At 69.5% G+C, this 25,780-nt stretch carries 26 protein-coding genes and 5 tRNA genes; 16 read left to right on the top strand and 15 right to left on the bottom strand.

The window, feature by feature from the left end; translation table 11 throughout:
- The first annotated feature begins 63 nt into the window (after window positions 1-63).
- Entirely contained in the window at window positions 64-834 is a 771-nt protein-coding gene (locus F1734_RS06490; protein ID WP_010593892.1) for an SDR family NAD(P)-dependent oxidoreductase, read from the top strand.
- 111 nt (window positions 835-945) lie between these two features.
- Window positions 946-1,605, top strand: a complete 660-nt coding sequence (locus tag F1734_RS06485) for a class I SAM-dependent methyltransferase (RefSeq protein WP_026137805.1) — start codon at window positions 946-948, stop codon at window positions 1,603-1,605.
- Window positions 1,606-1,609: 4 nt separating this feature from the next.
- On the opposite strand, the gene F1734_RS06480 is transcribed toward F1734_RS06485, so the two are convergent.
- Genes F1734_RS06480 through F1734_RS06470 form a run of 3 tightly spaced genes read right to left on the bottom strand, consistent with a single transcriptional unit; the run spans window position 1,610 to window position 4,666 of the window.
- On the bottom strand, window positions 1,610-2,710 hold the full coding sequence (locus tag F1734_RS06480) for a glucosidase family protein (protein WP_017680901.1): 1,101 nt from the start codon (window positions 2,708-2,710) through the stop codon (window positions 1,610-1,612).
- Window positions 2,697-3,428 carry a class I SAM-dependent methyltransferase gene (locus tag F1734_RS06475; protein WP_017680902.1) on the bottom strand — a complete coding sequence of 244 codons (732 nt, stop codon included), beginning with the start codon at window positions 3,426-3,428 and terminating at the stop codon, window positions 2,697-2,699. Before F1734_RS06475 ends, F1734_RS06480 begins: the two co-directional genes overlap by 14 nt.
- Window positions 3,428-4,666, bottom strand: a complete 1,239-nt coding sequence (locus tag F1734_RS06470) for a glycosyltransferase family 4 protein (RefSeq protein WP_026137807.1) — start codon at window positions 4,664-4,666, stop codon at window positions 3,428-3,430. Before F1734_RS06470 ends, F1734_RS06475 begins: the two co-directional genes overlap by 1 nt.
- Window positions 4,667-5,015: 349 nt before the next feature.
- On the opposite strand from F1734_RS06470, the gene F1734_RS06465 reads away from it, so the two are divergent.
- Together F1734_RS06465 and F1734_RS06460 are read left to right on the top strand one after the other, a co-directional pair.
- Window positions 5,016-5,984 carry a cyclase family protein gene (locus tag F1734_RS06465; protein WP_010593887.1) on the top strand — a complete coding sequence of 323 codons (969 nt, stop codon included), beginning with the start codon at window positions 5,016-5,018 and terminating at the stop codon, window positions 5,982-5,984.
- Window positions 5,981-7,666 (top strand): class I adenylate-forming enzyme family protein, encoded by a 1,686-nt coding sequence (locus F1734_RS06460; protein ID WP_140188324.1) that lies wholly within the window; start codon window positions 5,981-5,983, stop codon window positions 7,664-7,666. The genes F1734_RS06465 and F1734_RS06460 overlap by 4 nt, the downstream gene beginning before the upstream one ends.
- A gap of 56 nt (window positions 7,667-7,722) precedes the next feature.
- Here the strand turns inward: F1734_RS06460 and F1734_RS06455 are convergent.
- The 5 genes from F1734_RS06455 to F1734_RS06435 all read right to left on the bottom strand — a co-directional run bounded on the left by F1734_RS06455 (window position 7,723) and on the right by F1734_RS06435 (window position 8,937).
- Window positions 7,723-7,796 (bottom strand) — tRNA-Asp (locus F1734_RS06455).
- 71 nt (window positions 7,797-7,867) lie between these two features.
- Window positions 7,868-7,944 (bottom strand) — tRNA-Phe (locus F1734_RS06450).
- Between the two features lie 37 nt (window positions 7,945-7,981).
- A tRNA-Asp gene (locus tag F1734_RS06445) sits at window positions 7,982-8,055 on the bottom strand.
- Window positions 8,056-8,112: 57 nt separating this feature from the next.
- Window positions 8,113-8,185 (bottom strand) — tRNA-Glu (locus tag F1734_RS06440).
- Window positions 8,186-8,283: 98 nt separating this feature from the next.
- On the bottom strand, window positions 8,284-8,937 hold the full coding sequence (locus tag F1734_RS06435) for a TetR/AcrR family transcriptional regulator (protein ID WP_017680903.1): 654 nt from the start codon (window positions 8,935-8,937) through the stop codon (window positions 8,284-8,286).
- 229 nt (window positions 8,938-9,166) lie between these two features.
- Between F1734_RS06435 and F1734_RS06430 the strand changes: the two genes are divergently transcribed.
- Window positions 9,167-9,239: transfer RNA gene (locus F1734_RS06430), tRNA-Lys, on the top strand.
- An 84-nt stretch (window positions 9,240-9,323) separates the two neighbouring features.
- Here the strand turns inward: F1734_RS06430 and F1734_RS06425 are convergent.
- Window positions 9,324-9,902, bottom strand: coding sequence for a hypothetical protein (locus F1734_RS06425; protein WP_010593884.1), 579 nt, complete (start codon window positions 9,900-9,902; stop codon window positions 9,324-9,326).
- A gap of 162 nt (window positions 9,903-10,064) precedes the next feature.
- Here F1734_RS06425 and F1734_RS06420 point away from each other — a divergent pair, with 162 nt between their 5' ends.
- The 6 genes from F1734_RS06420 (at window position 10,065) to phoU (ending at window position 16,535) form a co-directional block, all read left to right on the top strand.
- The gene (locus tag F1734_RS06420; RefSeq protein WP_017680905.1) at window positions 10,065-10,508 is read left to right on the top strand and encodes a hypothetical protein; all 444 of its coding nucleotides are present in this window, start codon (window positions 10,065-10,067) and stop codon (window positions 10,506-10,508) included.
- Window positions 10,509-10,566: 58 nt separating this feature from the next.
- A complete protein-coding gene (locus F1734_RS06415) occupies window positions 10,567-11,151 on the top strand; it encodes a DUF937 domain-containing protein (RefSeq protein WP_017680906.1) in 585 nt (194 codons plus the stop codon).
- A 218-nt stretch (window positions 11,152-11,369) separates the two neighbouring features.
- On the top strand, window positions 11,370-12,326 hold the full coding sequence (locus F1734_RS06410) for an acyl-ACP desaturase (protein ID WP_010593881.1): 957 nt from the start codon (window positions 11,370-11,372) through the stop codon (window positions 12,324-12,326).
- 120 nt (window positions 12,327-12,446) lie between these two features.
- Complete coding sequence (gene dusB, locus F1734_RS06405) at window positions 12,447-13,589, top strand: tRNA dihydrouridine synthase DusB (RefSeq protein WP_010593880.1); 1,143 nt, start codon at window positions 12,447-12,449, stop codon at window positions 13,587-13,589.
- A gap of 304 nt (window positions 13,590-13,893) precedes the next feature.
- Window positions 13,894-15,744: an LCP family protein gene (locus F1734_RS06400; protein WP_203011442.1), complete on the top strand. Its 1,851-nt coding sequence runs from the start codon at window positions 13,894-13,896 to the stop codon at window positions 15,742-15,744.
- 83 nt (window positions 15,745-15,827) lie between these two features.
- Window positions 15,828-16,535 carry a phosphate signaling complex protein PhoU gene (gene phoU / locus F1734_RS06395; protein WP_010593878.1) on the top strand — a complete coding sequence of 236 codons (708 nt, stop codon included), beginning with the start codon at window positions 15,828-15,830 and terminating at the stop codon, window positions 16,533-16,535.
- A gap of 76 nt (window positions 16,536-16,611) precedes the next feature.
- Here the strand turns inward: phoU and pstB are convergent, their stop codons facing one another.
- The 6 genes from pstB to F1734_RS06365 all read right to left on the bottom strand — a co-directional run bounded on the left by pstB (window position 16,612) and on the right by F1734_RS06365 (window position 22,459).
- The gene (gene pstB, locus F1734_RS06390) at window positions 16,612-17,388 is read right to left on the bottom strand and encodes a phosphate ABC transporter ATP-binding protein PstB (protein WP_003936505.1); all 777 of its coding nucleotides are present in this window, start codon (window positions 17,386-17,388) and stop codon (window positions 16,612-16,614) included.
- A 52-nt stretch (window positions 17,389-17,440) separates the two neighbouring features.
- Window positions 17,441-18,349, bottom strand: coding sequence for a phosphate ABC transporter permease PstA (gene pstA / locus F1734_RS06385; RefSeq protein ID WP_010593877.1), 909 nt, complete (start codon window positions 18,347-18,349; stop codon window positions 17,441-17,443).
- Window positions 18,350-18,353: 4 nt separating this feature from the next.
- Window positions 18,354-19,409, bottom strand: a complete 1,056-nt coding sequence (gene pstC, locus F1734_RS06380) for a phosphate ABC transporter permease subunit PstC (RefSeq protein ID WP_010593876.1) — start codon at window positions 19,407-19,409, stop codon at window positions 18,354-18,356.
- 58 nt (window positions 19,410-19,467) lie between these two features.
- On the bottom strand, window positions 19,468-20,586 hold the full coding sequence (gene pstS, locus F1734_RS06375) for a phosphate ABC transporter substrate-binding protein PstS (RefSeq protein WP_010593875.1): 1,119 nt from the start codon (window positions 20,584-20,586) through the stop codon (window positions 19,468-19,470).
- A gap of 238 nt (window positions 20,587-20,824) precedes the next feature.
- Window positions 20,825-21,721, bottom strand: a complete 897-nt coding sequence (gene mshD, locus F1734_RS06370; protein WP_010593874.1) for a mycothiol synthase — start codon at window positions 21,719-21,721, stop codon at window positions 20,825-20,827.
- A 9-nt stretch (window positions 21,722-21,730) separates the two neighbouring features.
- Window positions 21,731-22,459, bottom strand: coding sequence for a winged helix-turn-helix transcriptional regulator (locus F1734_RS06365; protein ID WP_010593873.1), 729 nt, complete (start codon window positions 22,457-22,459; stop codon window positions 21,731-21,733).
- 127 nt (window positions 22,460-22,586) lie between these two features.
- On the opposite strand from F1734_RS06365, the gene F1734_RS06360 reads away from it, so the two are divergent.
- The 5 genes from F1734_RS06360 (at window position 22,587) to F1734_RS06340 (ending at window position 25,743) form a co-directional block, all read left to right on the top strand.
- Complete coding sequence (locus F1734_RS06360; protein WP_010593872.1) at window positions 22,587-23,366, top strand: LmeA family phospholipid-binding protein; 780 nt, start codon at window positions 22,587-22,589, stop codon at window positions 23,364-23,366.
- Entirely contained in the window at window positions 23,363-23,809 is a 447-nt protein-coding gene (locus F1734_RS06355; protein ID WP_010593871.1) for a thioredoxin family protein, read from the top strand. The genes F1734_RS06360 and F1734_RS06355 overlap by 4 nt, the downstream gene beginning before the upstream one ends.
- 245 nt (window positions 23,810-24,054) lie before the next feature.
- Complete coding sequence (locus tag F1734_RS06350; RefSeq protein ID WP_010593870.1) at window positions 24,055-24,537, top strand: DUF4395 domain-containing protein; 483 nt, start codon at window positions 24,055-24,057, stop codon at window positions 24,535-24,537.
- Window positions 24,538-24,598: 61 nt separating this feature from the next.
- Entirely contained in the window at window positions 24,599-25,435 is an 837-nt protein-coding gene (locus F1734_RS06345; protein WP_010593869.1) for a sulfurtransferase, read from the top strand.
- Window positions 25,436-25,437: 2 nt separating this feature from the next.
- On the top strand, window positions 25,438-25,743 hold the full coding sequence (locus F1734_RS06340) for a DUF1416 domain-containing protein (protein ID WP_010593868.1): 306 nt from the start codon (window positions 25,438-25,440) through the stop codon (window positions 25,741-25,743).
- Window positions 25,744-25,780: the final 37 nt, after the last annotated feature.

Genomic DNA, 25,780 nt, shown 5'->3' with positions numbered 1-25,780 from the left:
CCACCGAGGGAGTTCCCCGAGCCCGCTCGGGGCCCCGCGGCGCGAGAACCGAAGGAGTGAGCAGTGCAGGACTTCGCGGACCGCCCGGGCGCGGCCCTCGTGGCCGGCGGCACCGGCGGGATCGGCCGGGCGGTGTGCCGGATGCTGGCCGAGCGCGGCAGCGACGTCGCCTTCACGTTCCGCCGCAACGACGGGGCCGCCGCCGCACTGGCGGCGGAACTGCGCACACTCGGGGCGAAGGCGCTGCCGCTGCAGGCGGAGCTGAGCGACAGTGCCGCGGCCGCCGGGGTCGTGGACGCAGCCGTCGCGACGTTCGGTGCACTGCACACACTCGTCCACGCGGCGGGACCGCACGTGCCGATGGTGCACCTGAGCCGGGTGACGCCCGCGCAGTTCCGCGACCAGCTCGTGGGCGACGCGGGCGCGTTCTTCAATCTCGTCCACCCGGTACTGCCCCGGCTGCGGGAGTCGCGGGGCAACATCGTCGCGGTGACGACGGCGGCGACCCGCCGGTTCCCGGTCCGGGACGGCCTGTCGGCCGGACCGAAGGGTGCGATCGAAGCCCTCGTGCGGGCGCTGGCGGCCGAGGAAGGGCGATTCGGGGTGCGGGTCAACGCGGTGGGGCCGGGCATGCTCACCGACGGCACCGCCGCCCGGCTGATCGGGTCCGGCGAACTCGACGAGCGCGCACTGTCCGTCGCGCGCAACAACATTCCCCTGCGACGCTTCGGCGACGCCCACGACGTCGCCGAGGCCGTCGCCTTCCTCGCCTCGGACCGGGCGGACTTCGTGTCCGGGCAGATCCTCGACGTCGACGGCGGCTACGGCGCCTGACCTGCATCCGGCGGCTTGCCGGGTGGCCCGCCGGAACCGGTGGGTACTGTGGTTCCGATACGTACCGCTTCCGAGCACACCGTGGACCGCAACGAACGGAGACCGATCATCATGACCCGCACCACCCTGCCCCGGGAGACGATCGAGCTGGCCGAGGCGACACCGGGTTTCATGCCGATCGACGAGGGCACGGCCCTGCACGACGCCGCGGTCCGGTATCTCGGCGACGGGGTCGGCGTCGAGATCGGCACCTACTGCGGGCGCTCGACCGTCTATCTCGGAGCCGCCGCGAAGGCCACCGGGGGAACCATCGTCACGATCGACCATCATCACGGGTCCGAGGAGCACCAACCCGGATGGGAGTACCACGATCCGGCCCTCGTCGACCCGCACACCGGGCATCTGGACACGGTGGGACGGTTCCGCCACACCCTGGCCGACGCGGACCTCGAATCTCATGTCGTGGCGGTGCTGGGACGATCCGGCCAGGTCGCGGAGTTCTGGCGGACCCCGGTGTCGTTCGTGTTCGTCGACGGTGGTCACAGCAGTGAGGCGGCGCAGGCGGACTACGCGGGCTGGGCGCCGTGGGTGCGTGTCGGCGGCGCCCTGATCATCCACGACGTGTTCCCCGATCCGAAGGACGGCGGCCGTCCCCCGTACGAGGTCTACCTGCGCGCGCTCGGGAGCGGCGAGTTCACCGAGGTGTCGGTGACCGGTTCGCTGCGCGTGCTCGAACGCACTTCCGGCACCGCCGGAATGCTGCCGGGCTGACGGCTCAGACCGTCACCCGGCAGTCCTCGTGACAGCTCTCGGCGGCGACCCATCCGGCGGGTGCGGTGGCGTCGCGGAACACTCCGTTGCCGGCGGTGCTGCGCGAGAGCGCGTCGGCGGCGAGGATGACCGCAGCGCTGGTCCAGGAGCTCTTCTCCACGGGCCAGCGCTTTCCGTCCGTGAACACCATTCCGGTCCAGTAGGACCCGTCCGGGTCGCGAAGATGCTGCATGGCGGCCAGCAGGATCCGGGCCGTCGTGGCCTCACCGATCGCGTCCAGGGCGAGGACGAGCTCGCACGTCTCGGCACCCGTCACCCACGGCCGGTGGTCGACGCAGCGGATGCCGATGTCGCCGACCACGAAATCGTCCCAGCGCTCCCGGATCCGTTGCCGGGCCGGCGCACCGCGCACCGCCCCGCCGAGGATCGGGTAGTACCAGTCCATCGAGTACTCCGGCTTGGGGGTGAATGCCTCCGGATGCCGTCGCAGCACGTGGCCGAGCCGGTACCACGCGACCTCCCAGTCCGGATGGGGGTCGCCGACCACCTCCGACAGGCGCAGCCCGCACTGCAGACTGTGGTGGATGCTCGAACACCCCGTCAGCAGAGCCTCGTCGGCCGTGCCGTGTTCGCCTCGAGCCCAGTAGATCTCGCCTCCGGGTGCCTGCAGCTCGAGCACATGGTCGAGGGCCGCCCGCACCGTCGGCCACAAGCGCACCACATGGTCGGTGTCGCCCGTGACGAGGTAGTGGTGCCACACCCCCACCGCGATGTACGCGGTGAAGTTCGAGTCGGCGTCGTGGTTCTCGACGGCGTCCCCGCGGAACTGCATGGGCCACGAGCCGTCCGGCCGCTGGGTCCGACGGGACCAGTCGAAGGCCGCCTCGGCCTCCTCGAACAACCCCGCGGCGGTGAGCGCCATCGCGGACTCGATGTGGTCCCACGGGTCGGTGTGACCGCCGGGGAACCACGGGATCGCTCCGGAGGACTCCTGCATGTCGGCGATCGCGCGGGCGGTTCGCAGGCACTGATCCTCGGACAGCACTCCCGGCACGGCCGGAACCGCGTGCCGTGCCCCGCCGGGGCGGAAGTCAGCGGCCGACAACGGGAACCGTCGGCTTCTCGAGGTAGAACACGACGCTCTTGCCGAGCACCGGATTCAGCAACGATTCCGCCGTGCGCGTCAGCCACGGCCCCTGCATCAGGTCCCATACGAGGAGACGGTGATACGCCTTCGTCAGGGGGTTGTCGTCGTTGTCGACGCCCACGGCGCATTTGAGCCACCAGTACGGCGAATGCAGGGCATGGGCGTGGTCCCGGCCGCGCACCGTCAGGCCTGCGGCCGTCAGCTTCGCTGCCAGTTCGTCGGCCTTGTAGATCCGCACGTGGCCGCCCTCGACCTCGTGATACGCGTCGGACAGCGCCCAGCAGATCTGCTCCGGCAGCCACCGCGGGACGGTGACGGCCGCGACGCCGCCGGGTTTGAGCACCCGCACGAATTCGGCGATGGCGCGGTCGTCTTCGGGCACGTGCTCGAGCACCTCGGAGATCAGCACCACGTCGAAGGTCTCGTCGTCGTAGGGCAGGGCGAGGGCGTCGCCCACCTCGGCCCGGGCCAGTGCTCCCTCGGGTACCTGGCCCTCGAGTTCCATCGCCGCGAACATGTCGCCGACGGCCTTCATGTCCTCCGCGCTGCGGTCGAACGCCACCACGTCGGCGCCCCGGCGGTAGAGCTCGAACGAGTGCCGTCCGGCGCCCGCGCCGATGTCGATGGCACGGTCACCGGGTTCGACCCCCAGCCGGTCGAAATCGACTGTCAGCATCAGACTTCGGTCCTTCCTGCCTGGGCCGCAACGGTATCCCGGTAGGCCTGGGCGGTCCGGGCGGCCACGGCCGCCCAGCTGAATCGCTCGAGCACCCGGGCCCGCGCCACCGACCCCAGCCGGGCCTGTTCGGCGGGATCGTCGAGAACCCGTGCCAGCGCCGCGGCCAGCTGTTCGCTGTCACCCGGGGGCACGAGGATGCCCGCATCGCCGACCACCTCGGGAATCGCACCGGCGCGACTTGCCACCAGCGGCGTGGCGCAGGCCATGGCCTCGACCGCGGGCAGCGAGAACCCCTCGTAGAGTGACGGGACCGCGGCCACCTGCGCCGAACCGAGCAGTCCGGCCAGCTCGCCGTCGTCGATCCCGGAGACGGTGCGTACCGAGTCCCCGATGGCGAGCTGCTCGATCAGCTTCTCGGTGACGCCGCCCGCGGCCAGCTTGGTGACGAGCACCAGCTCGACCTGCCGCTCGGTGCGGAGCTTCGCCACCGCCTCGAGCAGATTGGCGACGCCCTTGAGCGGTGCGTCCGCGCTGGCCACGCACACGATGCGGCCGGACACGCGTTCGGTCGACGGCGGGGCGAAGATCTCGGTGTCCACTCCCAGCGGGATCGTGCGCAAGCGCCCGTCGGGGATGTCGAACGCGGTACGGATGTCGTCCTCGGAGGATTTCGAGACGGTGAGCAGGGTCGGGATGCGCCGCGCCACCCGGGCCTGCATGCGCAGGAATCCGTACCATCGGCGCAACGTGATCCTGCGGCGCAGCGTCGGGGCGCTCGCGAGGTCCAGCTCCCGGTCGCGGGTGATCGGATGGTGGATGGTCGCGACGAGCGGCAGGCCCGCATCCGCGATCCGGAGCAAGCCGTAGCCGAGGCACTGGTTGTCGTGCACGACGTCGAACTCCCCGGCCCGGTCGCGCAGCAGCCGGGCCACGCGCAGACTGAAGGTCAACGGCTCCGGGAACCCCGCCGTCCACATCGTGCCCAGCTCGAGCAGGTCGATCGCGTCGCGGATCTCCCGCGGGTGCGGAAAGCGGAACGGGTCGTCGTCGCGATAGAGGTCGAGGCTCGGGACCTTCACCAGGGTGACCCCGTCGTCGAGCTCGGGATACGGCTGCCCGGAGAACACCTCGACGTCGTGGCCGAGTGCCGCGAGTTCGCGGCTGAGATGTCGAACGTACACGCCCTGACCACCGCAGTGCGGCTTGCTGCGGTACGACAGCAGAGCTACTCGCACAGATCACCTCGTTCGTCGTGTCACCGGAGTGCGTCCGTCCGGAAGATCGAACTCACTCTAGAACATGTTCTCATCCGACGCTCGACCCGGCTCCGCCCTGCGGATCAGCGCCGGAACCGCACCGGGTCCGGTGCAAACTGAACGTACAGGGTGGCGACCCGTTCCGCCGTCGAAGACCCGCCGAGACGACACCGGCCCAGGCTCTGCGGTGCGCATCACGAGCGGGCGGCGCGCCCTCGTCCTCCGCGGGTTGACACCTCGAGATGTGACCTACACCATAAGCGAACGCTTACCGTACGAACGCTCGGTGAGCGGCAACTGCACCTCGACCCCCGAAACAGGAGACGGTATGTCCGACGCCCCGTCCATGCGCGAACTGCTCGGCGACGACGCCCCCAGCAACTGGGGACGCTGGGGCGCCGACGACGAGATCGGAGCTCTGAACTTCCTCGGCACCAAGGAGGTTCTCGGCGGAATAGCCGAGGTCGAGTCCGGCGACGTGTTCACCCTGCAGATCCACATGGGCCGCAAGGAGGCCCCCGGCGATCCCCTGTGGCCCAGCCGCAGCGGCATCGATCGCCGCAACACCCTCGACGAATCGTCGTGGGACGGCGAGGACGCCCCGCAGTTCCCCGGCGGACTGCACTACGCCGACGACACCGCCACCCTCTTCCTGCAGGGCTCCACCCAGTACGACGCCCTCGGCCACGTCTGGTACGACGGCAAACTCTGGAACGGATACGACGCGCGCAGCACCGTCGGCAGCATGGACAAGGCCTCGGTGCTGCCGATCGCCGAGAAGGGCGTCGTGGGCAGGGGGATCCTGATCGATATGGCCCGCCACCGGGGCAAGGAGTGGCTCGACGCCGGCGAGACCTTCGACCACAACGACCTCGAGGCGGCCGCCGCCGCCCAGGGCGTGACCATCGAGCCGCGCGACATCCTCGTGATCCGTACCGGCTGGCTGAAGTACTGGTACAGCCTCGAAGACACCACCGAGTTCTACGCCGATTTCTGCGAACCCGGCCTGACGTACAGCCGCGGACTCGTCGAATGGTTCCGGAACCGGGAGATCCCCAACCTGGTCACGGACACCATCGCCAACGAGGTGACCACCGACCCGGCCAGTGGCGTGGCGCTGCCCCTGCACTGCGCGCTCATGCGCAATCTCGGCGTCGCCCTCACCGAGATCGCCTGGCTCGAGGACCTCGCCGACGCGTGCGCCGCCGACAACCGCTGGACCTTCCTGTACACCGCGGCCCCGCTGAAGGTCGTGGGCGGCACGGGCGCCCCGGTCAATCCGGTCGTCATCCGATGAGCGCAGCCGGACCCCGCGACGCGCACACGGGCGTCTACGACAGCAAGCCGTGGCTCGCGCGCTACGCGCCGGGCCTGCCGACCCACATCGAGCCGGAGTACACCGACGCGCTGGAGATGTTCCGCGCCACCGTCGCTCGCGACCCGGACGCGGACATCATCCGCTACTTCGACGGGCGCCTGACCCGCCGTGAACTCGACGAGCAGTCCGACGCGTTCGCGGCCGCACTGACGGCCCACGGCTTCTGCCCGGGTGAGCGGGCGGCGCTGTTCCTGCAGAACGTCCCGCAGTTCGTCGTGGCGCAGCTCGGTGTCTGGAAGGCCGGCGGTATCCCGGTCTCCGTCAACCCCATGAACAAGGAACGCGAGCTCGGCGAAATCCTCCTGGACTCGGGGGCTACCGTGCTCGTTGCACTCCAGGGGCTGTACCGGGACGTCGCACAGCACGTCGTCGCCGGCACCGCCGTCCGGATCGTGATCACCACGTCCGAACTGGAATACCAGACGCGTGGAGACGAGCGGATCTTCTCCGGCATCGAACGCCTCGATCTGCCCGGCACTCTCGACCTGCAGGCGCTCCTGGCCGAGTTCCGGGGACGGCCCGTCCCGGTGCACGCCCTCGGCCCGGACGACATCGCGTTCCTCACCTACACATCCGGTACGACCGGACCACCGAAGGGTGCGATGACCACTCACCGCAACGTGGTGTTCAATGCCCGCACCTACCGGGAATGGGTGGGACTCGGCGCGGACGACGTCGTGCTGGGCATCGCCCCGCTGTTCCACATCACCGGGCTCGTCGGGCACATCGCCGTCGCCCTGCTGACAGGCGCGCCCCTGGTGTTGATGTACCGGCTCGACCCAGGCGTGACCCTCGAAACGGTGGCGGTGGAACAGGCGACGTTCACGGTCGGCTCGATCACCGTGTTCATCGCGCTGATGAACGTTCCCGGCGCCCGCGGTGAGTCGCTGAAGACGCTGACCAAGATCTTCTCCGGCGGAGCGCCGATACCGCCGAGCACCGTCGCGGCGTTCGAGACGTTCTCGGGGACGTACATCCACAACATCTACGGCCTCACCGAGACCACCTCTCCCTCGCATGCAGTTCCGTTCGGCACCCGGGCTCCGGTGGACGAGGCCTCCGGCGCCCTGTCGGTCGGAGTCCCGACCTTCGACACCGTCGTGCGGGTCGTCGACGAGGACGGCAACGACCTTCCCGTCGGGGAGGTGGGCGAGCTCGTCACGTCGGGGCCGCAGGTGGTCGCCGGCTACTGGAACAAGCCCGAGGAGACCGCGACCGCGCTGCCCGGGGGTGCCCTCCACACCGGGGACGTCGGGTACATGGACGCCGACGGCTGGTTCTACATCGTCGACCGCAAGAAGGACCAGATCAACGCCGGTGGGTACAAGGTCTGGCCGAGAGAGGTCGAGGACGTGCTCTACGAGCACGATGCGGTGCGCGAGGCCGCGGTCGTGGGGGTGGTGGACAGCTACCGCGGCGAGACGGTCAAGGCGTTCGTCAGCCTCCGTCCGGGGCACTCGGTCACCGAGGAGGAACTGATCGCCTTCGCCAGGGAGAGGATGGCGGCGTACAAGTACCCGCGGCTGGTGGAGATCATCGACGAGATCCCGAAGACCGTGTCCGGCAAGCTTCTTCGCAGGGAACTCCGGGCCCGCGGCTGAACCGGGCAGGACGGCGAAGGCCCGGTCCGTGTCGGGACCGGGCCTTCGCCGTGAAGCGACCCTGACGGGACTCGAACCCGCGACCTCCGCCGTGACAGGGCGGCGCGCTAACCAACTGCGCCACAGGGCCGTGTGCATCCCCGAAGGGGATTTCCACAGAAAACCCACCGCCGGGCGGTGGGCCTACCGTATGAAGTTGTGTGGTGGCCAGGGCCGGGATCGAACCGGCGACCTTCCGCTTTTCAGGCGGACGCTCGTACCAACTGAGCTACCTGGCCGGACGGCACCCGAACCGAATGCCAATTGCCAACTCTGCGACCCTGACGGGACTCGAACCCGCGACCTCCGCCGTGACAGGGCGGCGCGCTAACCAACTGCGCCACAGGGCCATGCTCTTCACTTGTGGTCAAACCGTACTGCATGCGGCGATACTGCTTCCGCAAGCGTACCCCCTACGGGATTCGAACCCGCGCTACCGCCTTGAAAGGGCGGCGTCCTAGGCCGCTAGACGAAGGGGGCCCGCCGGATTACTCCGACCCGCACCCTCAACGGGTTCGCGTTCCGTTGGGAGCTTGGATAGCTTAGGACACCGGTTTCCGGATTCACAAATCAGCAGGTCACGCCGATTGTTCGCCCTCCATGGGCGACTCCGGCGCCCCGCGCCGCCGCTCGAGCCACTCCGGCGCGGCCGTCGCCTCGAGGCACACGTCCAGGCATTCCGCGAAGCGGGCCCGCACGTCGACGTCGGTCGCGGTGAGATCGTGGAAGTAGCGCTGGCCGGCCAGGCACGCCCCGAGCACACCCAGGAACCGTTCGAGGTCGACGCCGGCACGGAACAGCCCCGCGTCCCGCGCCTCGACGGCCAGCCGGCGGCCGGCGGCTCCCCACACCGAGCTGCCGCGCAGCTTCGCCTCGGCGTCGAACTCGGGTTCGGTCACGAGCTTGAACTCGGCCCGGATGATGACGTCGCCCTGCAGGGCGTCGGCGAGATCTCCGACGAGGCCGTGCAACCGCTCGAAGGGATCCAGCCCCGGCGCGTGCAGCCACCGCTCGGTGATCACCCGATAACGGTCGAGGCCCTCCGCGAGCACCGCCCGGGCGAGCTCCTCCTTCGAATCGAAGTGGAAGTACATCGCGCCCTTGGTCGCCCCGGAGTGCTCGAGAATCGCGTTGACCGAGGCTGCGCCGTATCCGCGCCGGGCGAATTCGATCGCCGCGGATTCGACGATGGACGCGCGGGTGCGCCGCGCCCGCTCTTGCTGACGTGACATGGGGGGTTCGTGCCTCCGAACGTGACCTGCGGTCCCCCCGATCGCCACTGTAGCCGCCGGGTGACCGGCACGCGCACAGCCAGGCATTTCCCGTCTTCGCACAGAACACACCAAGTGGTATGCTTTTATCCGGCTCGGGTGCGCCGCAGGGGGTGCGCACCCGAGCCTTCGAGCGGCACGGCCGTCCGATACTGTTGACCGGCGCGATGCAGTTAGACTGTGCGCCCACGCCCCTATAGCTCAGTTGGTAGAGCTACGGACTTTTAATCCGCAGGTCCCAGGTTCGAGCCCTGGTGGGGGCACTGTGACTTCGAACCCTGGTGGGGGCACTGGACACTGCCGGCCGGAGTGCGCCCGCAGTGTTCGACACACCTCGTCGTCGCCTGCTAGTCCGGCGCGCCGGCCACCCTGCCCGGACGGTCGCTTCGCAGCTCCGACTCCTGCTGGGCCCGCTCCCGCTCGAGGTCGCGACCGCGTTTGCGGTACATGAAGCTCAGAGCGGCGAACACGAGGAACATGACCGCTCCGAGGACGGCGCCGACGAGCGTCGCGCCCCGGAATCCTGGGGCGTCGACGTCGAGGATCCGCTCCCCCGCGTGCGCCGCGTTCCCGCTGCCCAGCACGATGCTCGAGGTCATCAGGTTGGGAATCGCCACGATGACGGCGGCGACGACGAACACCACCTGCAGGACGCGATGCCGCCGCCACGTCCTGATCCGCCACACCGCAGCGAAGAGGGCCAACGGCACGAAGGTGCACACGAATCCGAACAGCAGTCCCCAGGCCGTTCCACGAGCGAAACCGGCGTCGGCCAGCCCGGCGACACGCTGCGCCCACCATCGGGGGACGAACGCCGCCAGCGCGAAGTACGCGGCCACCAGCGTGAGCACGGCAGCGACGCTCCACAGGGCCTTCTTCGCCCACGGGGGAAGCCCCGACCGCTGCGCCGTCTCGTTGCCCGCCATCACGTAGTTCCCCTTCCGGGTCCGGGTGTGCCGTCTCTTCAGACTACGGATCCGCACACCCGACACGGCGTCCGAATCGCCGGTTCTGCGCTGCTGCCGCACCCGAAGTGTGGTTAGGGTGGCATCGCTCACGAAACCGATCCGGCGATCGATGGGAGTGGCGTGCGCAGCTTCGTGGACCTCGGCCTGTTCCTGTCTGCCGTCGCCCTGGGAATCGGCTCGTTCCTGCCGGTGGTGGCCGGGGCCCGGCCGACCGAGATCCCGTTGACCGACCTGCGCGACGGGATTGCGGCCGGCGACGTCTCCGCCCTCGGCGCAGCCGACCTTCCGGTCCATCAGGCACTCGCGGCACCGCTCGTCCTCGCCGCCGTCCTGCTGCTCCTGGCCGCCCTGTTCGATTCGGCGGTCGCAGGCTGGGCCGGGGTGGTCGTCGGTCTCGTCGCGACCGGCGCCTTCGCGGTGCGGGTCCACCAGCGGTTCGACGACTACGTGCGCGCGAACCACGCGACGGCGCTGACGAACCAGACGGGGTTCGTGCTGATTCTCAGCGGGTTGGGGGTCGCGTTGCTGTGCGCGGTGATCGCGGGACGGCGGACGTCCGCGTAGCCGCAACGCCGACGCGGAACGCCGACCGGGGTGGCGACGGCGGCTACCCTCGGTGCCCATGCCCTCACTCGACGAACTCCTCTCGCAGATCCCGGTCGACCAGATCGCTCGTCGACTGGGCGTGGACGAGCAGACGGCGGCCACCGCGGTGCGGGCCGCCCTGCCCACGCTCGTCGGCGGCCTCGAGGCGAATACCCGGAATCCGGACGGCGCCACGTCCCTGCTGTCCGCGCTCGACCAGCACCGCGGCTCACCCCTGCTCGACGGCGGAGTGAACGTGAGCGACGTGGACACCGAGGACGGCGACCGGATCGTGTCGAACGTGTTCGGCGACAACAAGGACCAGGTCGTGCAGACGCTGGGCCACGCCGACGGCGCGGGCGGCAGCGACCTCGTCGCGCGACTGCTGCCCATTCTCGCTCCGATCGTGCTGACGTACCTGGCCCGCCAGGCCGGCGGGAAATCCGGCGAGCCGGGTGGCCTGAGCGATCTGCTCGGCGGGCTCCTGCGCAGTGCGTCGGGCGGCGCGGGCAGCGGGGGCGCCTCCGGCGGCCTCGGCGGAGTTCTCGGCAGCGTTCTGGGGGGCAACGGCGGCGGCCTGGGCGATCTGCTCGGCGGACTCCTCGGTGGCGGCAAGCGCTGAGGTTTCGGAGAGGACACGGGCTCACTCCCGCGCGTCGCGCCGAGGCACCCGTGTCCACCCGGTAGGATGGCCGGATCACCGCATGTGAAGGATCCCATCGGCGGTCGGGCCGGGGTCGGCCGAATTTGGAGCACGTCACAGACATGGCGGCGCCCAACCTACGGTGCCGTAGCCTGTAATTCGTTCGTGATACGCACAGTTATGGAGAGGTAAACGGAATGACGCGAGTTCTGACTCAGCTGGAGCTTCTGCGCGAGCTGGAGCCCGTCGCCGAGGCGAACGTCAACCGCCACCTTTCGATGGCCAAGGACTGGCACCCCCACGACTACGTGCCCTGGGACGAGGGACGCAACTTCGCCGCGATGGGCGGCGTGGACTGGGAGCCCGAGCAGTCGAAGCTCGACGAGGTCGCCAAGGCCGCGATGATCACCAATCTGCTCACCGAGGACAACCTGCCGTCCTACCACCGCGAGATCGCCGAGAGCTTCTCCCGCGACGGCGCGTGGGGAACGTGGGTGGGCCGCTGGACCGCCGAGGAGAACCGCCACGGCATCGTGATGCGCGACTACCTCGTCGTCACCCGCGGCGTCGACCCCGTCGCTCTCGAGAATGCCCGCATGGAGCACATGACCAACGGGTTCGCCTCGCCCAACGAGGTGGGGATGCTGCACTCGGTGTCGTACGTCACCTTCCAGGAGCTGGCCACCCGCGTCTCGCACCGCAACACCGGCCGGGCGTGTCACGACTCGATCGCCGACAAGATGCTCCAGCGCATCGCCGCCGACGAGAACCTGCACATGATCTTCTACCGCAACATCTGTGAAGCGGCTCTCGACGTGGCCCCGGATCAGACTCTCGCGGCGATCACCGATGTGCTGACGAACTTCCAGATGCCCGGCGCCGGCATGCCCAACTTCCGCCGCAACGGCGTGCTGATGGCCAAGCACGGCATCTACGACCTGCGTCAGCACCTCGACGAGGTGGTCATGCCGGTGCTCCGCAAGTGGCGCATCTTCGAGCGTGAAGACTTCGGTGCCGAGGGCGCCCGCGTCCTCGACGAACTCGGCACCTTCCTCGAGGATCTCGAGAAGCAGGCGGTGAAGTTCGAGGAGATGCGCGATCGGTCCCTCGCCCGCGACGCCGCCCGCCGCGAACGCAACGAAGCCGCATCCTGATCCTCGCCGGTGCGTGATTCGGGGGCGGCGTCCCCGAACAGCTATCCTGTGCCCGGTGCCGGATTCGGTGCCGGGCACAGTTGTACGCACTTCTTCTTCACGCCGTCTTCGAGGTTCTTCATGTCACCCCTTCGCATCGGCTCGCTCGAGTTGAACAGCCCGGTCGTGCTCGCGCCGATGGCGGGAATCACCAACGTCGCCTTCCGCACCCTGTGCCGCGAGCTCGAACTCGAGCGTTCGGGAAGCACGTCGGGGCTGTACGTGTGCGAAATGGTCACCGCCCGGGCACTCGTCGAACGTCACCCCGTCACGATGCACATGACGACATTCGGCCCCACCGAGACGCCCCGGTCGCTGCAGCTGTACACCGTCGACCCGGACGTCACCTACCAGGCCGCGAAGATGATCGTCGACGAGAACCTCGCCGACCACATCGACATGAACTTCGGCTGCCCTGTGCCGAAGGTCACCCGCAAGGGGGGCGGCTCGGCCCTGCCGTACAAGCGACGCCTGTTCGGCAACATCGTCGCGGCCGCCGTCCGCGCCACCGAGGGCACCGACATCCCGGTGACCGTGAAGTTCCGCATCGGTATCGACGCCGATCACCACACCCACCTCGACGCGGGCCGGATCGCAGCGGCCGAGGGCGCCGCCGCCGTCGCGCTCCATGCCCGCACCGCCGCCCAGCGGTACTCGGGTGAGGCGGACTGGAACGAGATCGCCCGGCTCAAGGAGCACGTCACCGACGTACCGGTCCTGGGCAACGGCGACATCTTCGCCGCCGAGGACGCGCAGAAGATGATGGAGCAGACCGGTTGCGACGGCGTCGTCGTCGGACGCGGATGCCTCGGCCGGCCCTGGCTGTTCGCCGAACTCAGCGCCGCCCTGAACGGCACGCCCATGCCCACCCCGCCGAATCTGGGCGAAGTGGCGGGCATCATGCGCCGGCACGCCGAACTGCTCGCCGACCACCACGGCGAGGACCGCGGCATGCGCGAGATCCGCAAGCACATCGCCTGGTATCTGCGCGGCTTCCCGGCCGGATCCGACGTGCGCAACGCCCTGGCGCGCGTGTCCGGCCTCGCCGAACTCGACGAGTTGCTCGGCCGCCTCGACCCGACGGTGCCCTTCCCCAAGGACGCGGAGGGCCCTCGGGGCCGCCAGGGCTCCCCCGGTACCGTCGCCCTGCCGGACGGCTGGCTCGACGACCCCGAGGACTGCATGGTGCCGGCAGGCGCCGACGTCATGCACTCGGGCGGCTGACGTCGGCTCAGCCGTTCGGACCGGACGAACCGGACCGCACCGGCCTGTCGCTCGGCGGACACCTCGATCCGGATCGAGGCCGCCAGTATCATGACGGGATCGCCGTGGTGGCGGGTGCGTACGAAAGCGGAACATCCGCGGAGAGGCGAGGGAATCGGTGGGTGAGGAGCACGATTCGGGCCTGCCCGACAGTCGCGCTCCGTGGGAACGTCCTATCGCCGACTCCGGGTATCGCAGCTCACACACCGGCCGGACACGCCGACGCCCGACGGATCTGCCCGGTGACGCCGGACCGCCGCCGCCGGTGCGCGGTGCCGAAACCGGCCGTCCCCGCCGCTCGGCCACTCCGGGCGAGAACCCCGACCAGGTCACCGTCGCGGCGCTGATGAACAAGGTGGGGCGCGACAGCACCCCCGTCCGCCGTCCCGAACCCGGACCGGCCGCGCCGAACCCGCAGCCCGTCCGGCCGCCGCGGACACCGCCCGCCGACGACGACCCCACCGAGAAGATCCCGCCCGTGGGCGCCGCGCCGCCGGACAGCCCGCCGCCCACACCCCCGCGCGACGACCGCGCCGACGAGCAGAACGACGAGCCCGAGCAACCGGTCGCGCTGCCCCGAGCGGTCGGGGACAACGGTCCGAGCAGGCTGGCTCTGAGCAAACGGCGCAAACGCCGGCGCCTCGCGACGGCGGGCCGCACCGTCCTGGCCCTGCTGTCCGTACTGACCCTCGTCGGCAGCGGCCTGGTGTGGGGCTACGTGCGTTCCACCGAGGCAGGATTCGCCCAGATCGCGGCGCTGGACACCGAATCCACCGACATCGTCGACCCCGGCGGCCAGACCGGCGACGAGACCTATCTGATCATCGGCACCGACACCCGTGCCGGGGCGAGCGGTGCGGTCGGCGCCGGGACCGAGGCCGAGGCCGAGGGCGCGCGCGCAGACACCGTCATCCTGGTCAACATCCCCGCCGACCGCAGTCGCGTCGTCGCCGTCTCCTTTCCGCGCGACCTCGACGTGACGCGGCCCGTGTGCCGGGGCTGGGACAGCACCACCGGCGAGTACACGTCGGAGACGTTCCCCGCCGCCGAAGGCGACAAGCTCAATGCCACCTACGCGCTGGGCGGACCGAAGTGCCTGGTGAAGGTGATCCAGAAGCTGTCCGGCCTGAAGATCGGGCACTTCGTCGGAATGGATTTCGCCGGCTTCGAGAGCATGGTGAACGAGGTCGGTGGCGTCGAGGTGTGCACCCCCACCCCCCTGGTCGACGGGGAACTCGGCACCGTCATCGAGACCGCGGGCACCCACACCCTCAGCGGCCGGCAGGCGCTGGACTACGTGCGGGCGCGGAAGGTCGAGTCGGAAGGAAACGGCGACTACGGACGCATCACCCGGCAGCAGAAGTTCCTGTCGTCGCTGTTGCGCTCGGCGATGTCGAACAGGGTCCTGTTCGACCCCGGCAAACTGAACGGGTTCATCAACGCGTTCACCCGAGCGACGTTCGTCGAGAACGTCGACACCGAGTCGCTCGTCCGGCTCGGGCGCTCGCTGCAACGGGTCGAAGCCGGAGCCGTCACCTTCCTCACCGTGCCCACGGCGGGAACCAACGAGTGGGGCAACGAGATTCCGCGTCTCGACGACATCAAGGCGATCTTCCACGCGATCATCGACGACGAACCGCTGCCCGGGGAGAAGCGGGAGGCCCCGGAACCCGATTCGTCCGCGCCGCCGCCGGTGTCCGTTCTGCCCGACCGGACCGCGGTGGATCCGTCGACGGTGTCGGTGCAGGTGTCCAACGCTTCCGGCGCGTCCGGCCTCGCGGCCCGGACCGCGGAAGAACTCGGCGCCTACGGTTTCCCGATCTACAGCGTCGGCAACTACTCCGGCACGAGCAAGGAGACCGTCGTCCGCTTCTCGCCCGGGCAGGAAGCCGAGGCGCTGACACTGGCGTCCGCGGTGCCGGGGGCGGTGCTGCAGGAATCCGCGGACCTCGGCGGCATCGTGGAACTCGTCCTCGGCACCGGATTCGCCGGCAGCATCACCGCGCCGACCGAGGCGGGGTCGGTCCTACCGACGGTGCCCATCCAGGCTGCCGAGGAGAACGAACTGCCGGTCGACCTGTCGATCACCAACGCGGGCGACGATTCCTGCGCTTGAGCGGGTCGTCGCGCCCGGCCATTCACCCTGCGTTCACCCGCTGCTCGTGACCCGGCTGTGTGTGCGCCGTAGTCTGTGTCATTATGCGCGTCGTATACCACGAACAGATGACCGAGCTCGCCGATCTCCTCGGAGAGATGGCGGGCCTTGCGGGCCTTGCGATGGAGCGGGCCACCCAGGCACTGCTCCAGGCGGATCTCGCGCTCGCCGAGACCGTGATCGGTGAGCACGACAAGATCACGGACCTGAGCACGCAGTGCGAGGAGAAGGCATTCTCGCTGCTCGCCCTTCAGGCGCCGGTCGCCGGCGACCTGCGTTCCGTGGTCAGCGGCATCCAGATCGTCGCCGACATCGACCGGATGGGTGCGCTGGCCCTGCACGTCGCCAAGGCGACGCGGCGCCGGCACCCCAATCACGTTCTGCCCGAAGAGGTCAACGGCTACTTCGCCGAGATGGGCCGGATCGCGGTCTCCCTCGGCGCAGCGACCAGGGAGATCCTCGAGACGCGCGATCCCGAGCGGGCGGCCCGGCTGCACCAGGAGGACGAGGCGATGGACGATCTCCATCGTCACCTGTTCACGGTGCTGATGGACCGCGAATGGAAGCACGGCGTGGCCGCGGCGGTGGACGTGACGCTGCTGGGACGGTTCTACGAGCGGTTCGCCGACCACGCCGTCGAGGTGGGTCGTCGCGTGATCTTCCTGGTCACCGGCAAGCTGCCCACCGACGAGGACTTCCGGGCGATGCGTGAACGCGTCGACAAGCTGACGGTGTATCCGCAGGACCAGTAACCCGACGCGGAAAGGCCCCGCCCGGATTTTCCGGGCGGGGCCTTTCCGCGTCCGCGGTGCCGAAGTCGCAGCCGGCTCAGCCGAAGCGACCGGAGATGTAGTCCTCGGTGGCCTTCTGGGTGGGGTTGGAGAAGATCTTCTCGGTGTCGTCGATCTCGACGAGCCGGCCCGGCCTGCCGGTGGCCTCGAGGTTGAAGAATGCGGTCTGATCACTCACGCGCGCCGCCTGCTGCATGTTGTGCGTGACGATCACGATGGTGTAGTCCTGCTTCAGCTCGGCGATCAGATCCTCGATGGCGAGCGTCGAGATCGGGTCGAGAGCGGAGCACGGCTCGTCCATCAGCAACACCTCCGGCTGCACCGCAATGGCGCGGGCGATGCACAGGCGCTGCTGCTGACCACCGGACAGGCCGCCACCGGGCTTGTCGAGACGGTCCTTGACCTCGTTCCACAGGTTCGCGCCGCGCAGCGACCGCTCGGCGATCTCGTCGAGCTTGTTCTTGTCGCGCACGCCCTGCAGCTTGAGGCCGGCGACGACGTTGTCGCGGATCGACATGGTGGGGAACGGGTTGGGGCGCTGGAACACCATGCCGATCGTCTTTCGGACGCCGACCGGATCGACGGACGAGTCGTAGATGTCCTCGCCGTCGAGCAGCACGGAGCCCTCGACGCGGGCACCGGGGGTCACCTCGTGCATTCGGTTGAGCGAGCGCAGCACGGTGGACTTGCCGCAGCCCGACGGTCCGATGAACGCGGTGACGTTCCGCGGCGGCACGGCCAGCGTCACGTCGGCGACGGCGTGGAACTTGCCGTAGAAGATGTTGACGTCCTTGAGGTCCAGACGCTTGGCCATTACCGGCTCCCTACTGGTGTATCGAAATCGGGGGATGTGTGCACGAGGAGGCCTACTTGGTCCGCACCTGGGAGTAGTGGCCGATCACCTTGGCGACGATGTTGAGGACCGCGATGACGAGGATGAGCGTGAGGGCAGCGCCCCAGATCCGCATCGTGCCCGCGTCGGTCGGGTTGTTCATCTCCGCCACCATGACGCCCGGCAGGCTGCCCATCTCGCCGCCGAACAGGTTGAAGTTGATGAACGGCGCGTAGCCCACGAGGATCAGCAGCGGCGCGGTCTCGCCCATGACGCGCGCCAGGGCCAGCATGACGCCGGTGATGATGCCCGGCAGCGCGGTCGGGATCACGATGCGCGCGATGGTCTTCCACTTGGGCACGCCGAGGGCGTAGGAGGCCTCGCGCAGGTCCTGCGGCACGATCCGCAGCATTTCCTCGGTGCTGCGCACGACCACGGGAACCATGAGCAGGACCAGCGCCAGGGACACCGCGAAGGCGGACTTCGGGAATCCGAACGTGGCGATCCACAGGGCGTAGATGAACAGTGCGGCAACGATGGAGGGGACGCCGCTGAGGATGTCCACCATGAACGTGGTGATCCTGCCCAGTCGCGTGCCGGCGCCGTACTCCACGAGGTAGATCGCCACGAAGATGCCGATCGGGATGGAGATCACCGCGCACACCAGGCCCTGCAGCAGGGTTCCGACGAGGGCGTGGTAGATGCCACCGCCCATCGCGGACGCGGACAGCCCGCTCAGGGAGTTCGTGAACCAGGTGGCGCTGGTCAGGGCGGGAATGCCCTTGGCGATCACGGTGATCAGGACCCATGCCAGCGGCACGAGAGCGACCAGCACCGACACCGTGACCAGCACGGTGGCGGCGAGATTCGTTGCGCGCCGACGGGTGCCGACGCCCCGGAAGGTGGGGCCCTTGACCGGCGTCTCGAGGAGTGTGGTCGTCATGGCTTCAGTCCTTCTTTCCTGCGACGACCGCACGCGCCGCGGCGTTGACCACGAAGGTCAGCACGAAGAGCACCAGGCCCGCGGCGATGTAGGCACCGGCCTGGATGTCGTTGTTGAACTCGGCGTATCCCAGCGCGATCTTCGAGGCGATGGTGGCGCCGCCGTCGAACAGCGACCACGAGAACGGCTGCGACGTGGTCCGCAGGATCAGGTACAGCGCCATGGTCTCGCCGAGGGCGCGGCCGAGGCCGAGCATCGACCCGCTGATGTAACCCGACTTGCCGAACGGGATGACCGTGGTCCTGACGACCTCCCAGCGGGTGGCGCCGAGGGCGAGCGCTGCCTCGATGTGGGGAGTCGGCGTCTGCACGAACACCTCCCGGCTCACCGCGGCGATGGTGGGCAGGATCATCACGGCGAGCACGATGCCCGCAGTGAAGATCGTGCCGCCGCCGAGGATCGAACCCGAACCGGAGGCGAACAGCGGGAACCAGCCGAGGCTTTCGTTGAGCCACGTCGCCAGCGGGCGGATCGCCGGGGCCAGGACGAGCAGGCCCCACAGGCCGTAGACGATGGACGGCACGGCGGCGAGCAGATCGATGACGTACGCCAGGGGCTTCTTCAGGCGCGCGGGGCAGTACGAGGTGAGGAAGATCGCGATGCCGAGGGCGACCGGCATCGCGAGGACCAGCGCGAAGAACGACACCAGGACGGTCACCTGGAACAGGTCGAGCACACCGAACGACATCTCGGCGATGTCCTGGGTGACCCACTCGCGGCTGGTGAGGAAGTTGACGGTGTTGCGCTGGAGCGCCGGCACCGCGCGCCAGACGAGGAACACGCCGATGGCCGCGATGATCACCGAGATGAGGACGGCGGACCCGGAGGCCAGCGAACTGAAGATCCGGTCGCCCGGTCTGGTCAGCGGTTTGCTGTCGCCGCGCGCTGGGGTGGTAATCGTGGCCTCCGGGATGTTGCCGTGCGGACCGCCCGCCCCGGACCCGGCGTCGTCGCCGGACCCGGAAGTGCGAGGTGCGGATTTGGTGGGCGCGTCACTCATCTGCGCTCGCAATCTCTCTCTGCTCGTGATCGACGGTACGGTCCGCGGCGCTCATCGGCTAGGCGATGGCGTTGATCGACTCGGTGAGCTTCGCCTTGAAGGACTCGGGCAGCGGCACGTAACCCTGCTCGGCGAGACCCTCCTGGCCCTCGTTGGCGGCGCTGACGAGGAACGACTTCACGGCCGCGGAGGTGTCGGCGTCGTAGCCGGCCGAGCACACGATCTCGTAGGTGGCGAGCATGATCGGGTAGGCCCCCTCCTGCGTCGTCCCGAAGATCGAGCTCAGGTCGAGCGTCAGGTCGCCCTCCCCGGTGGGCGCGAAGGTCGCGGCCTCGATGGCCTTGCCGGCGGACTCGTCGGTCAGCTCCACCGCGCCGGACCCGTTGTCGATCTGCGCGATGCTCAGGCTGTTCTGGTCGGCGAAGGACTTCTCGACGTAGGTGATCGAGCCGGGCGCGCTGGCGACGGCCTGGGCGACACCGGCGGACCCCTTGGCGCCTTCACCGATGCCGCCGGTGAAGTCGGAGCCGGCGCCGGAGGTCCAGGCACCGTTCGAGGCGGCCTCGAGGTACTTCTGGAAGTTGTCGGTGGTGCCCGACGAGTCGGAGCGCACGATCGCGGTGATGGCCGAATCCGGAAGGCTCACACCCTCGTTGAGAGCCGCGATGGCCGGATCGTTCCACTGCTTGATGGTGCCGTTGAAGATCTTGGCGACGGTCTCGCCGTTCAGCACGAGGTTGTCGACGCCGTCGACGTTGTACGCGATGGCGACCGGACCGAAGACCAGCGGCAGGTTCCACGCGGGGTTGCCGGCGCACCGCTCGGCGGCCTGGGCGGCCTGCTCGTCCTTGATGGCGGAGTCGGAGCCGGCGAAGTCGATCTGGTTCGCGATGAACTGGGTGCGTCCGTCACCGGAACCCGACGGGTTGTAGGCGACGTTGACGTTCTTGCCCTTCTCCTGGCAGACCGCGATGTAGGTGGACACGAACTGGTCCATCGCGTTCTTCTGCGCGGACGACCCGGCGGCGGACAGCGTCTCCTTGCCCTCACACGTCGCAGCCGAGGCGGACGCGTCCACGTCCGTCGAGGCGGCATTGTTGTCACTGCCGCATGCGGCCAGGGTGAGGGCACCTGCAGCCACCACACCGAGCAGGGCGCCATTGCGCTTGAGGTTCACTCGTTCTCCTCCGGAATTCGCGACCGGCACGCCCGCGATACGGGCGGCGGCATCAGGCGCGGGGCGATCCCGGCGCCGGACCGGCATGCTGCGGCCCGTAATGGAAAGTTAATGAGGACGGGTTGACGGTTGGACGCCCGAAGGTGAACGCGGCGTGAACGCGAAAAGTACACCTGCAGTCCGTATGGTCGATGTCACACGACGAAGACGGGACGGACGCGTGCGGTACGTGCGCCGTTCACGCGCCGACGTAGGCGAGATCGACGTGGAATCGCTCGAACCCGAGCCGGCCGTAGGTGTGCAGGGCGGCGGTGTTGTCACCCTCGACGTACAGCAGCACCGCGCCGAGGCCGCACTCCTGCAGGTACCGCAGCCCGGCGAGGGTGAGCAGCCGGCCGAGACCGCGTCCCTGCGCTCCGGGGTCGATGCCGACCACGTACACCTCGCCGATCGCCGGTCGGTCCGCCGTGGCGGCGTGCACCTTCGTCCAGTGGAAGCCGAGGAGCCGGTCCGGATCCTGTTCGTCGAAGGCGAGGAACACCCCCTCCGGGTCGAACCAGGACTCGCTGCGGCGCTGCGCGAGATCGCGCTCCGTCCACCGGCCCTGCTCGGGGTGCCAGGCGAAAGCGGCCGCGTTGACCCGCAGCAGTTCGGCATCGTCCTCGGGTCCCCGGTACGTCCGCAGGAGCAGACCGTCGGGGACCTGCAGGGCCGGCAGTTCGGGCTCGCCGAGCGGGCGCCGCAACTGCAGGAGCTCGCGGACCGGCGTCAGGCCGAGCCGCGCCGCGAGCGCCCGGGCGGGCTCGAGGTTGCCGTGCGCCCACACCCGGGTGCCGGCACCTCCGGCCTCGAGCGCCGCGGCGACGAGCCGCGACCCCACACCGTGCCGGCGGTGCGGCGGATCGACGACCACCTCCGCCATGGCCGGGTGCTCCCCGTGGCCGGGGACGAGGTTGGCGTAGCCGACGATCGTGGCGTCCGCCACGGCCACCAGATGCTGCTCGTCACCGTCGCCGGTGAGGGAGTGCAGCACCTGCTCGGACACCGGGGCCGTTCCGTCGGCAGCGTGCGCGCGGGCGACGAGTGCCCGCACCTCGGCGGCTTGCTCGGCGGACAGTCGACTGACGAATTCCACGAGGCGAGCCTAGTCGGCGAACTCGGCGTCCTCGAACTCGACGCTGGTGGAGCCGCCCTTCCCGGTCTTGGTGGTGGGACGCACCGCCTTGTAACCGACGTTGCGGACCGTGCCGATCAGGGACTCGTACTCGGGGCCGAGCTTGGCGCGCAGGCGCCGCACGTGCACGTCGACGGTGCGGGTACCACCGAAGAAGTCGTAACCCCACACTTCCTGCAGCAGTTGCGCGCGGGTGAACACCCGGCCGGCGTGCTGTGCGAGGTACTTGAGGAGCTCGAACTCCTTGTACGTCAGGTCGAGGGGACGGCCGCGCAGCCGAGCGGTGTAGGTGCCCTCGTCGATCGAGAGCTCCCCGAGCGTGATCTTGCCGCTGTTCTCGGGGCCGGCTGCAGCGCCGGACCGGCCGACCAGCAGTCGCAGTCGCGCGTCCAGCTCGGCCGGTCCGGTGGTGGTGAGCAGGATGTCGTCCAGCCCCCACTCCGGGTTCACCGCCACCAGGCCCCCCTCGGTGAGCACGGCGACGACCGGGATCGCCGAACCGGTGCTGCCCAGCAACCGGCACAGGCCGCGGGCGGCAGCCAGGTCGGTGCGGGCATCGACGACCGCGATGTCCGCGGACCCCGCCTCGAGGAGCGACGACACCTCGGTCGGCGCCGGGCGCACCGAGTGCGCGAGCAGCGACAGCGAAGGCAGGACCGCCTCCGGGTCGGGATCGGAGGTCAGCAGCAACAGCTCCACCGTGCCTCCATTCTTCGCGGGCTGCGCGAAACTCGTGTGAACGACGCGCTACAGATTAGCGCCACGAGGGCGTTCACCGGGCAACCGCGCTCGGGAAGCGGTGCGAGCCGTCCGTCACAATGGTGCGGTGCGCAAACTCATCCTCGCTCTCGTGACGCTCGTCGGAGTCGCACTCCTGATCGATTTCGGCGCCGCGGCGTGGTCCGAGTACCGGGTCTCGCGGGCGCTGCGGGAGGGTGGTGCGCTGACGGCGGACCCGGCGGTGACCATCCACGGGTTCCCGTTCCTGACCCAGGCCCGGGCCGGCCACTACGAGAACGTCGAGATCCGGGCGCAGGGTGTGCCCAGCGGGACGCTCGGTGACATCACGATCGAGGCCAACCTGATCGGTGCCCACGCGGACGCGGGCGAGCTGCTCGACGGTTCGATCCGCACGGTGCCGGTGGACCTGCTGTACGGGCGCGTGATGATCGACGCGACCGAGCTCGGTCAGCTCTACGGCATTCCCGACCTGCAGGTGTCCGCTCCCCCGGCCGACAAGTCCGACGGCACGGGCGGGTCCGGCGGCTCCGGACGCACCACCGCGGGCGGGGTCGTCCTCACCGGCACGGTTCCGGTGGGCCCGGTCTCCGCGGAGGTCAGCGTGCAGGCGAACCTGCTGCTCGAGGGCGACACGGTGCGCATCGTGGCGTCGGACCTGTACTTCGGTCCGGAGGGACAGGCGGACTTCACCGTCCCGGATCCTCTGAAGCCGACGGTGCTGGGTCTGTTCACCACCACGATCGAACCCCAGAATCTGCCGTTCGGGGTGCGCCCGACCGCGGTCGAGGCCCGCGGCTCGACGATTGTGATCGAGGGTGAGGCACACCGGACCACGATCGATCTCGAGGAGGTGCAGCGCCTGTGACCGCTGTCGTCGTCCTGCTGGTGGTGGTGGCTGCCGCCCTGATCGTCGGGACCGTCCTGCGGGCCCGCGAGGGCAAGGTCCGCGTCGTCGATCCGGCCCCGGTGCCGGGGCCGGATCCGCTGTTGGCGGCGGTGGGGGTGGGCACCGGCGATGCGCCGGTGGTGCTGCACTTCTCCGCGGACTGGTGTGGACCGTGCGCCGCGGTGCGCCGGGTCGTCGCTCAGGTGGTCGCCGACCTCGCGGCCACCGGCGACGGATTGCCCGTACCCCGCGATCTCGAACTGGACATCGACGAGAACCCGCAGCTGGCAAAGGAACTCGGCGTGCTGTCGTTGCCGACGACGTTCCTGTTCGACGCCGCCGGCACCGAGAGGTACCGGGTCTCGGGGGTGCCGACCGCGGCCGACCTGCGGGCCGCGCTGGTGCCGCTGCGCACCCCCTAGGCCCCCGATCCGGCGAGACGTCGGCTAAGCTGCCTGCCGTGTCGACCTGCCGAGAGCTCATGCTCACCCGACGCCGCACAGTCGATCTGTGCCGCCTCGGCGGCTTCTGCTGTACCTGCTGCTGATCCCCCGGCCGAGACGTCCGACCGTCTCCGCGGCATCCGCTGCCGTCCCCGGTGTGATCCCCGCGGTTGTCACCGCGACGGTCCGCCCTCACGCGTCCCCTCCCAGCAGGAGCACCACCCATGTCCACCTCTGCCACCACCACCACCACCGCCACCACCCACGGGAGCCGGCAGGTTGATGTCCGCGGCCCCCGGTTCGCGGCGTGGATCACCACCGCCGTCCTCGTCGTCGTCCTGGTCGTCGCGTCGGTCTCGACCGCGGTGGCCGGCGTACTGCTCGCCGCCCAGACCGTGGTGTTCGCGGCCGGCGCAGCCCTCGGGCCGCGCCGCAGCCCCTACGGCCTGCTCTTCGCGCGGTTCGTGGCGCCCCGGTCGAGCGCGCCCACCGAGACGGAACCGGTCGCCCCGCTGCGGTTCGCGCAGCTCGTGGGGTTCGTGTTCGCCGCCGTGGGGACCTTCGCCTTCCTCCTCGGCGCCGACCTGACCGGGCTGGTCGCCACCGGATTCGCACTGTTCGCCGCCCTGCTCAACGCCGCGTTCGGGGTGTGCCTCGGGTGCCGGATCTATCCGCTCGTGGCCCGGTTCCGGGCCGTCGCCGCCTGACCACCGTTCCCTCCGCACCGTTCCACTCGACCCGAGAGTGTCAGCACCGAAAGGAAACTCCATGGCTCGCTCCGACGTCCTGGTCTCAGCAGACTGGGCAGAGCAGAACCTCCACGCACCGAATACCGTGTTCATCGAGGTCGACGAGGACACCGCCGCCTACGACGGCGGGCACATCGAAGGTGCGATCAAGCTCGACTGGCGCAAGGACCTGCAGGACGGCGTCCGGCGCGACTTCCTGAACCGGGAGCAGTTCTCCGCCCTGCTGTCCGCGAAGGGCGTCGCCGACGACGACACCGTCGTGCTCTACGGCGGCAACAACAACTGGTTCGCCGCCTACGCGTACTGGTACTTCAAGTTCTACGGGCACCGGGACGTCAAGCTCCTCGACGGCGGCCGCAAGAAGTGGGAGCTCGACGGACGCCCGCTGTCCAAGGACGAGGTCACCCGCCCGGCCACCGAGTACAAGGCGCAGGAGCCGGACTACTCGATCCGCGCCTTCCGCGACGAGGTGATCGACGCGATCGGCACCAAGAACATCATCGACGTCCGCTCCCCCGACGAGTTCTCCGGCAGGATCCTCGCCCCGGCCCACCTGCCGCAGGAGCAGGCCCAGCAGCGCGGCCACGTCCCGGGTGCGATCAACATCCCGTGGAGCACCACCGCCAACGAGGACGGCACCTTCAAGTCGGACGACGACCTCGAGGCCCTCTACCGGGCCAAGGGTTTCGACGACAGCCGCGAGACCATCGCCTACTGCCGGATCGGTGAGCGCTCGAGCCACACCTGGTTCGTGCTGCAGGAGATCCTCGGCAAGAACAACGTCAAGAACTACGACGGCAGCTGGGTCGAATACGGCTCGCTCGTCGGAGCCCCTATCGAGTTGGAGGTTCGCTGACCATGTGTGGTGCACCCGTTCAGTCCCAGACCCTGCCCGCCGGCGTCGACGTCGAGAAGGAGACGGTTCTGACCGGCCGTGTCGTCGACACCGACGGCCAGCCGGTCGGCGGCGCCTTCGTGCGCCTGCTCGACGGCACCGGTGAGTTCACCGCCGAGGTCGTCGCCTCCGGCACCGGTGACTTCCGTTTCTTCGCCGCGCCCGGCGACTGGAAGGTCCGCGCGCTGTCCGGCCGCGGCAACGGTGACGTCGCCGTGAGCCCGACGGCCCCCGGCGTCCACCACGTCGAGGTCACGGTCGCGAAGTAGGACCGATCCGGCGGGGCCCGTTCCTTTCGGGGAACGG

The sequence above is a fragment of the Rhodococcus ruber genome (assembly GCF_016804345.1).
In the GTDB taxonomy this organism is placed as follows: Bacteria; Actinomycetota; Actinomycetes; order Mycobacteriales; family Mycobacteriaceae; genus Rhodococcus; species Rhodococcus ruber.
This window is presented reverse-complemented; position numbering and strand designations above follow the sequence as displayed.

Excerpts from the sequence above, each read along its gene's own strand:
- F1734_RS06410 (WP_010593881.1), top strand. The coding sequence starts at position 11,370 with ATGACGCGAGTTCTGACTCAGCTGGAGCTTCTGCGCGAGCTGGAGCCC.
- F1734_RS06340 (WP_010593868.1), top strand. The coding sequence starts at position 25,438 with ATGTGTGGTGCACCCGTTCAGTCCCAGACCCTGCCCGCCGGCGTCGAC.
- F1734_RS06350 (WP_010593870.1), top strand. The coding sequence starts at position 24,055 with ATGTCCACCTCTGCCACCACCACCACCACCGCCACCACCCACGGGAGC.
- pstB (WP_003936505.1), bottom strand. The coding sequence starts at position 17,388 with ATGGCCAAGCGTCTGGACCTCAAGGACGTCAACATCTTCTACGGCAAG.
- pstC (WP_010593876.1), bottom strand. The coding sequence starts at position 19,409 with ATGAGTGACGCGCCCACCAAATCCGCACCTCGCACTTCCGGGTCCGGC.
- dusB (WP_010593880.1), top strand. The coding sequence starts at position 12,447 with ATGTCACCCCTTCGCATCGGCTCGCTCGAGTTGAACAGCCCGGTCGTG.
- F1734_RS06415 (WP_017680906.1), top strand. The coding sequence starts at position 10,567 with ATGCCCTCACTCGACGAACTCCTCTCGCAGATCCCGGTCGACCAGATC.
- F1734_RS06345 (WP_010593869.1), top strand. The coding sequence starts at position 24,599 with ATGGCTCGCTCCGACGTCCTGGTCTCAGCAGACTGGGCAGAGCAGAAC.
- F1734_RS06475 (WP_017680902.1), bottom strand. The coding sequence starts at position 3,428 with ATGCTGACAGTCGATTTCGACCGGCTGGGGGTCGAACCCGGTGACCGT.
- phoU (WP_010593878.1), top strand. The coding sequence starts at position 15,828 with ATGCGCGTCGTATACCACGAACAGATGACCGAGCTCGCCGATCTCCTC.
- F1734_RS06425 (WP_010593884.1), bottom strand. The coding sequence starts at position 9,902 with ATGGCGGGCAACGAGACGGCGCAGCGGTCGGGGCTTCCCCCGTGGGCG.
- F1734_RS06485 (WP_026137805.1), top strand. The coding sequence starts at position 946 with ATGACCCGCACCACCCTGCCCCGGGAGACGATCGAGCTGGCCGAGGCG.
- F1734_RS06435 (WP_017680903.1), bottom strand. The coding sequence starts at position 8,937 with ATGTCACGTCAGCAAGAGCGGGCGCGGCGCACCCGCGCGTCCATCGTC.
- pstA (WP_010593877.1), bottom strand. The coding sequence starts at position 18,349 with ATGACGACCACACTCCTCGAGACGCCGGTCAAGGGCCCCACCTTCCGG.
- F1734_RS06460 (WP_140188324.1), top strand. The coding sequence starts at position 5,981 with ATGAGCGCAGCCGGACCCCGCGACGCGCACACGGGCGTCTACGACAGC.
- F1734_RS06465 (WP_010593887.1), top strand. The coding sequence starts at position 5,016 with ATGTCCGACGCCCCGTCCATGCGCGAACTGCTCGGCGACGACGCCCCC.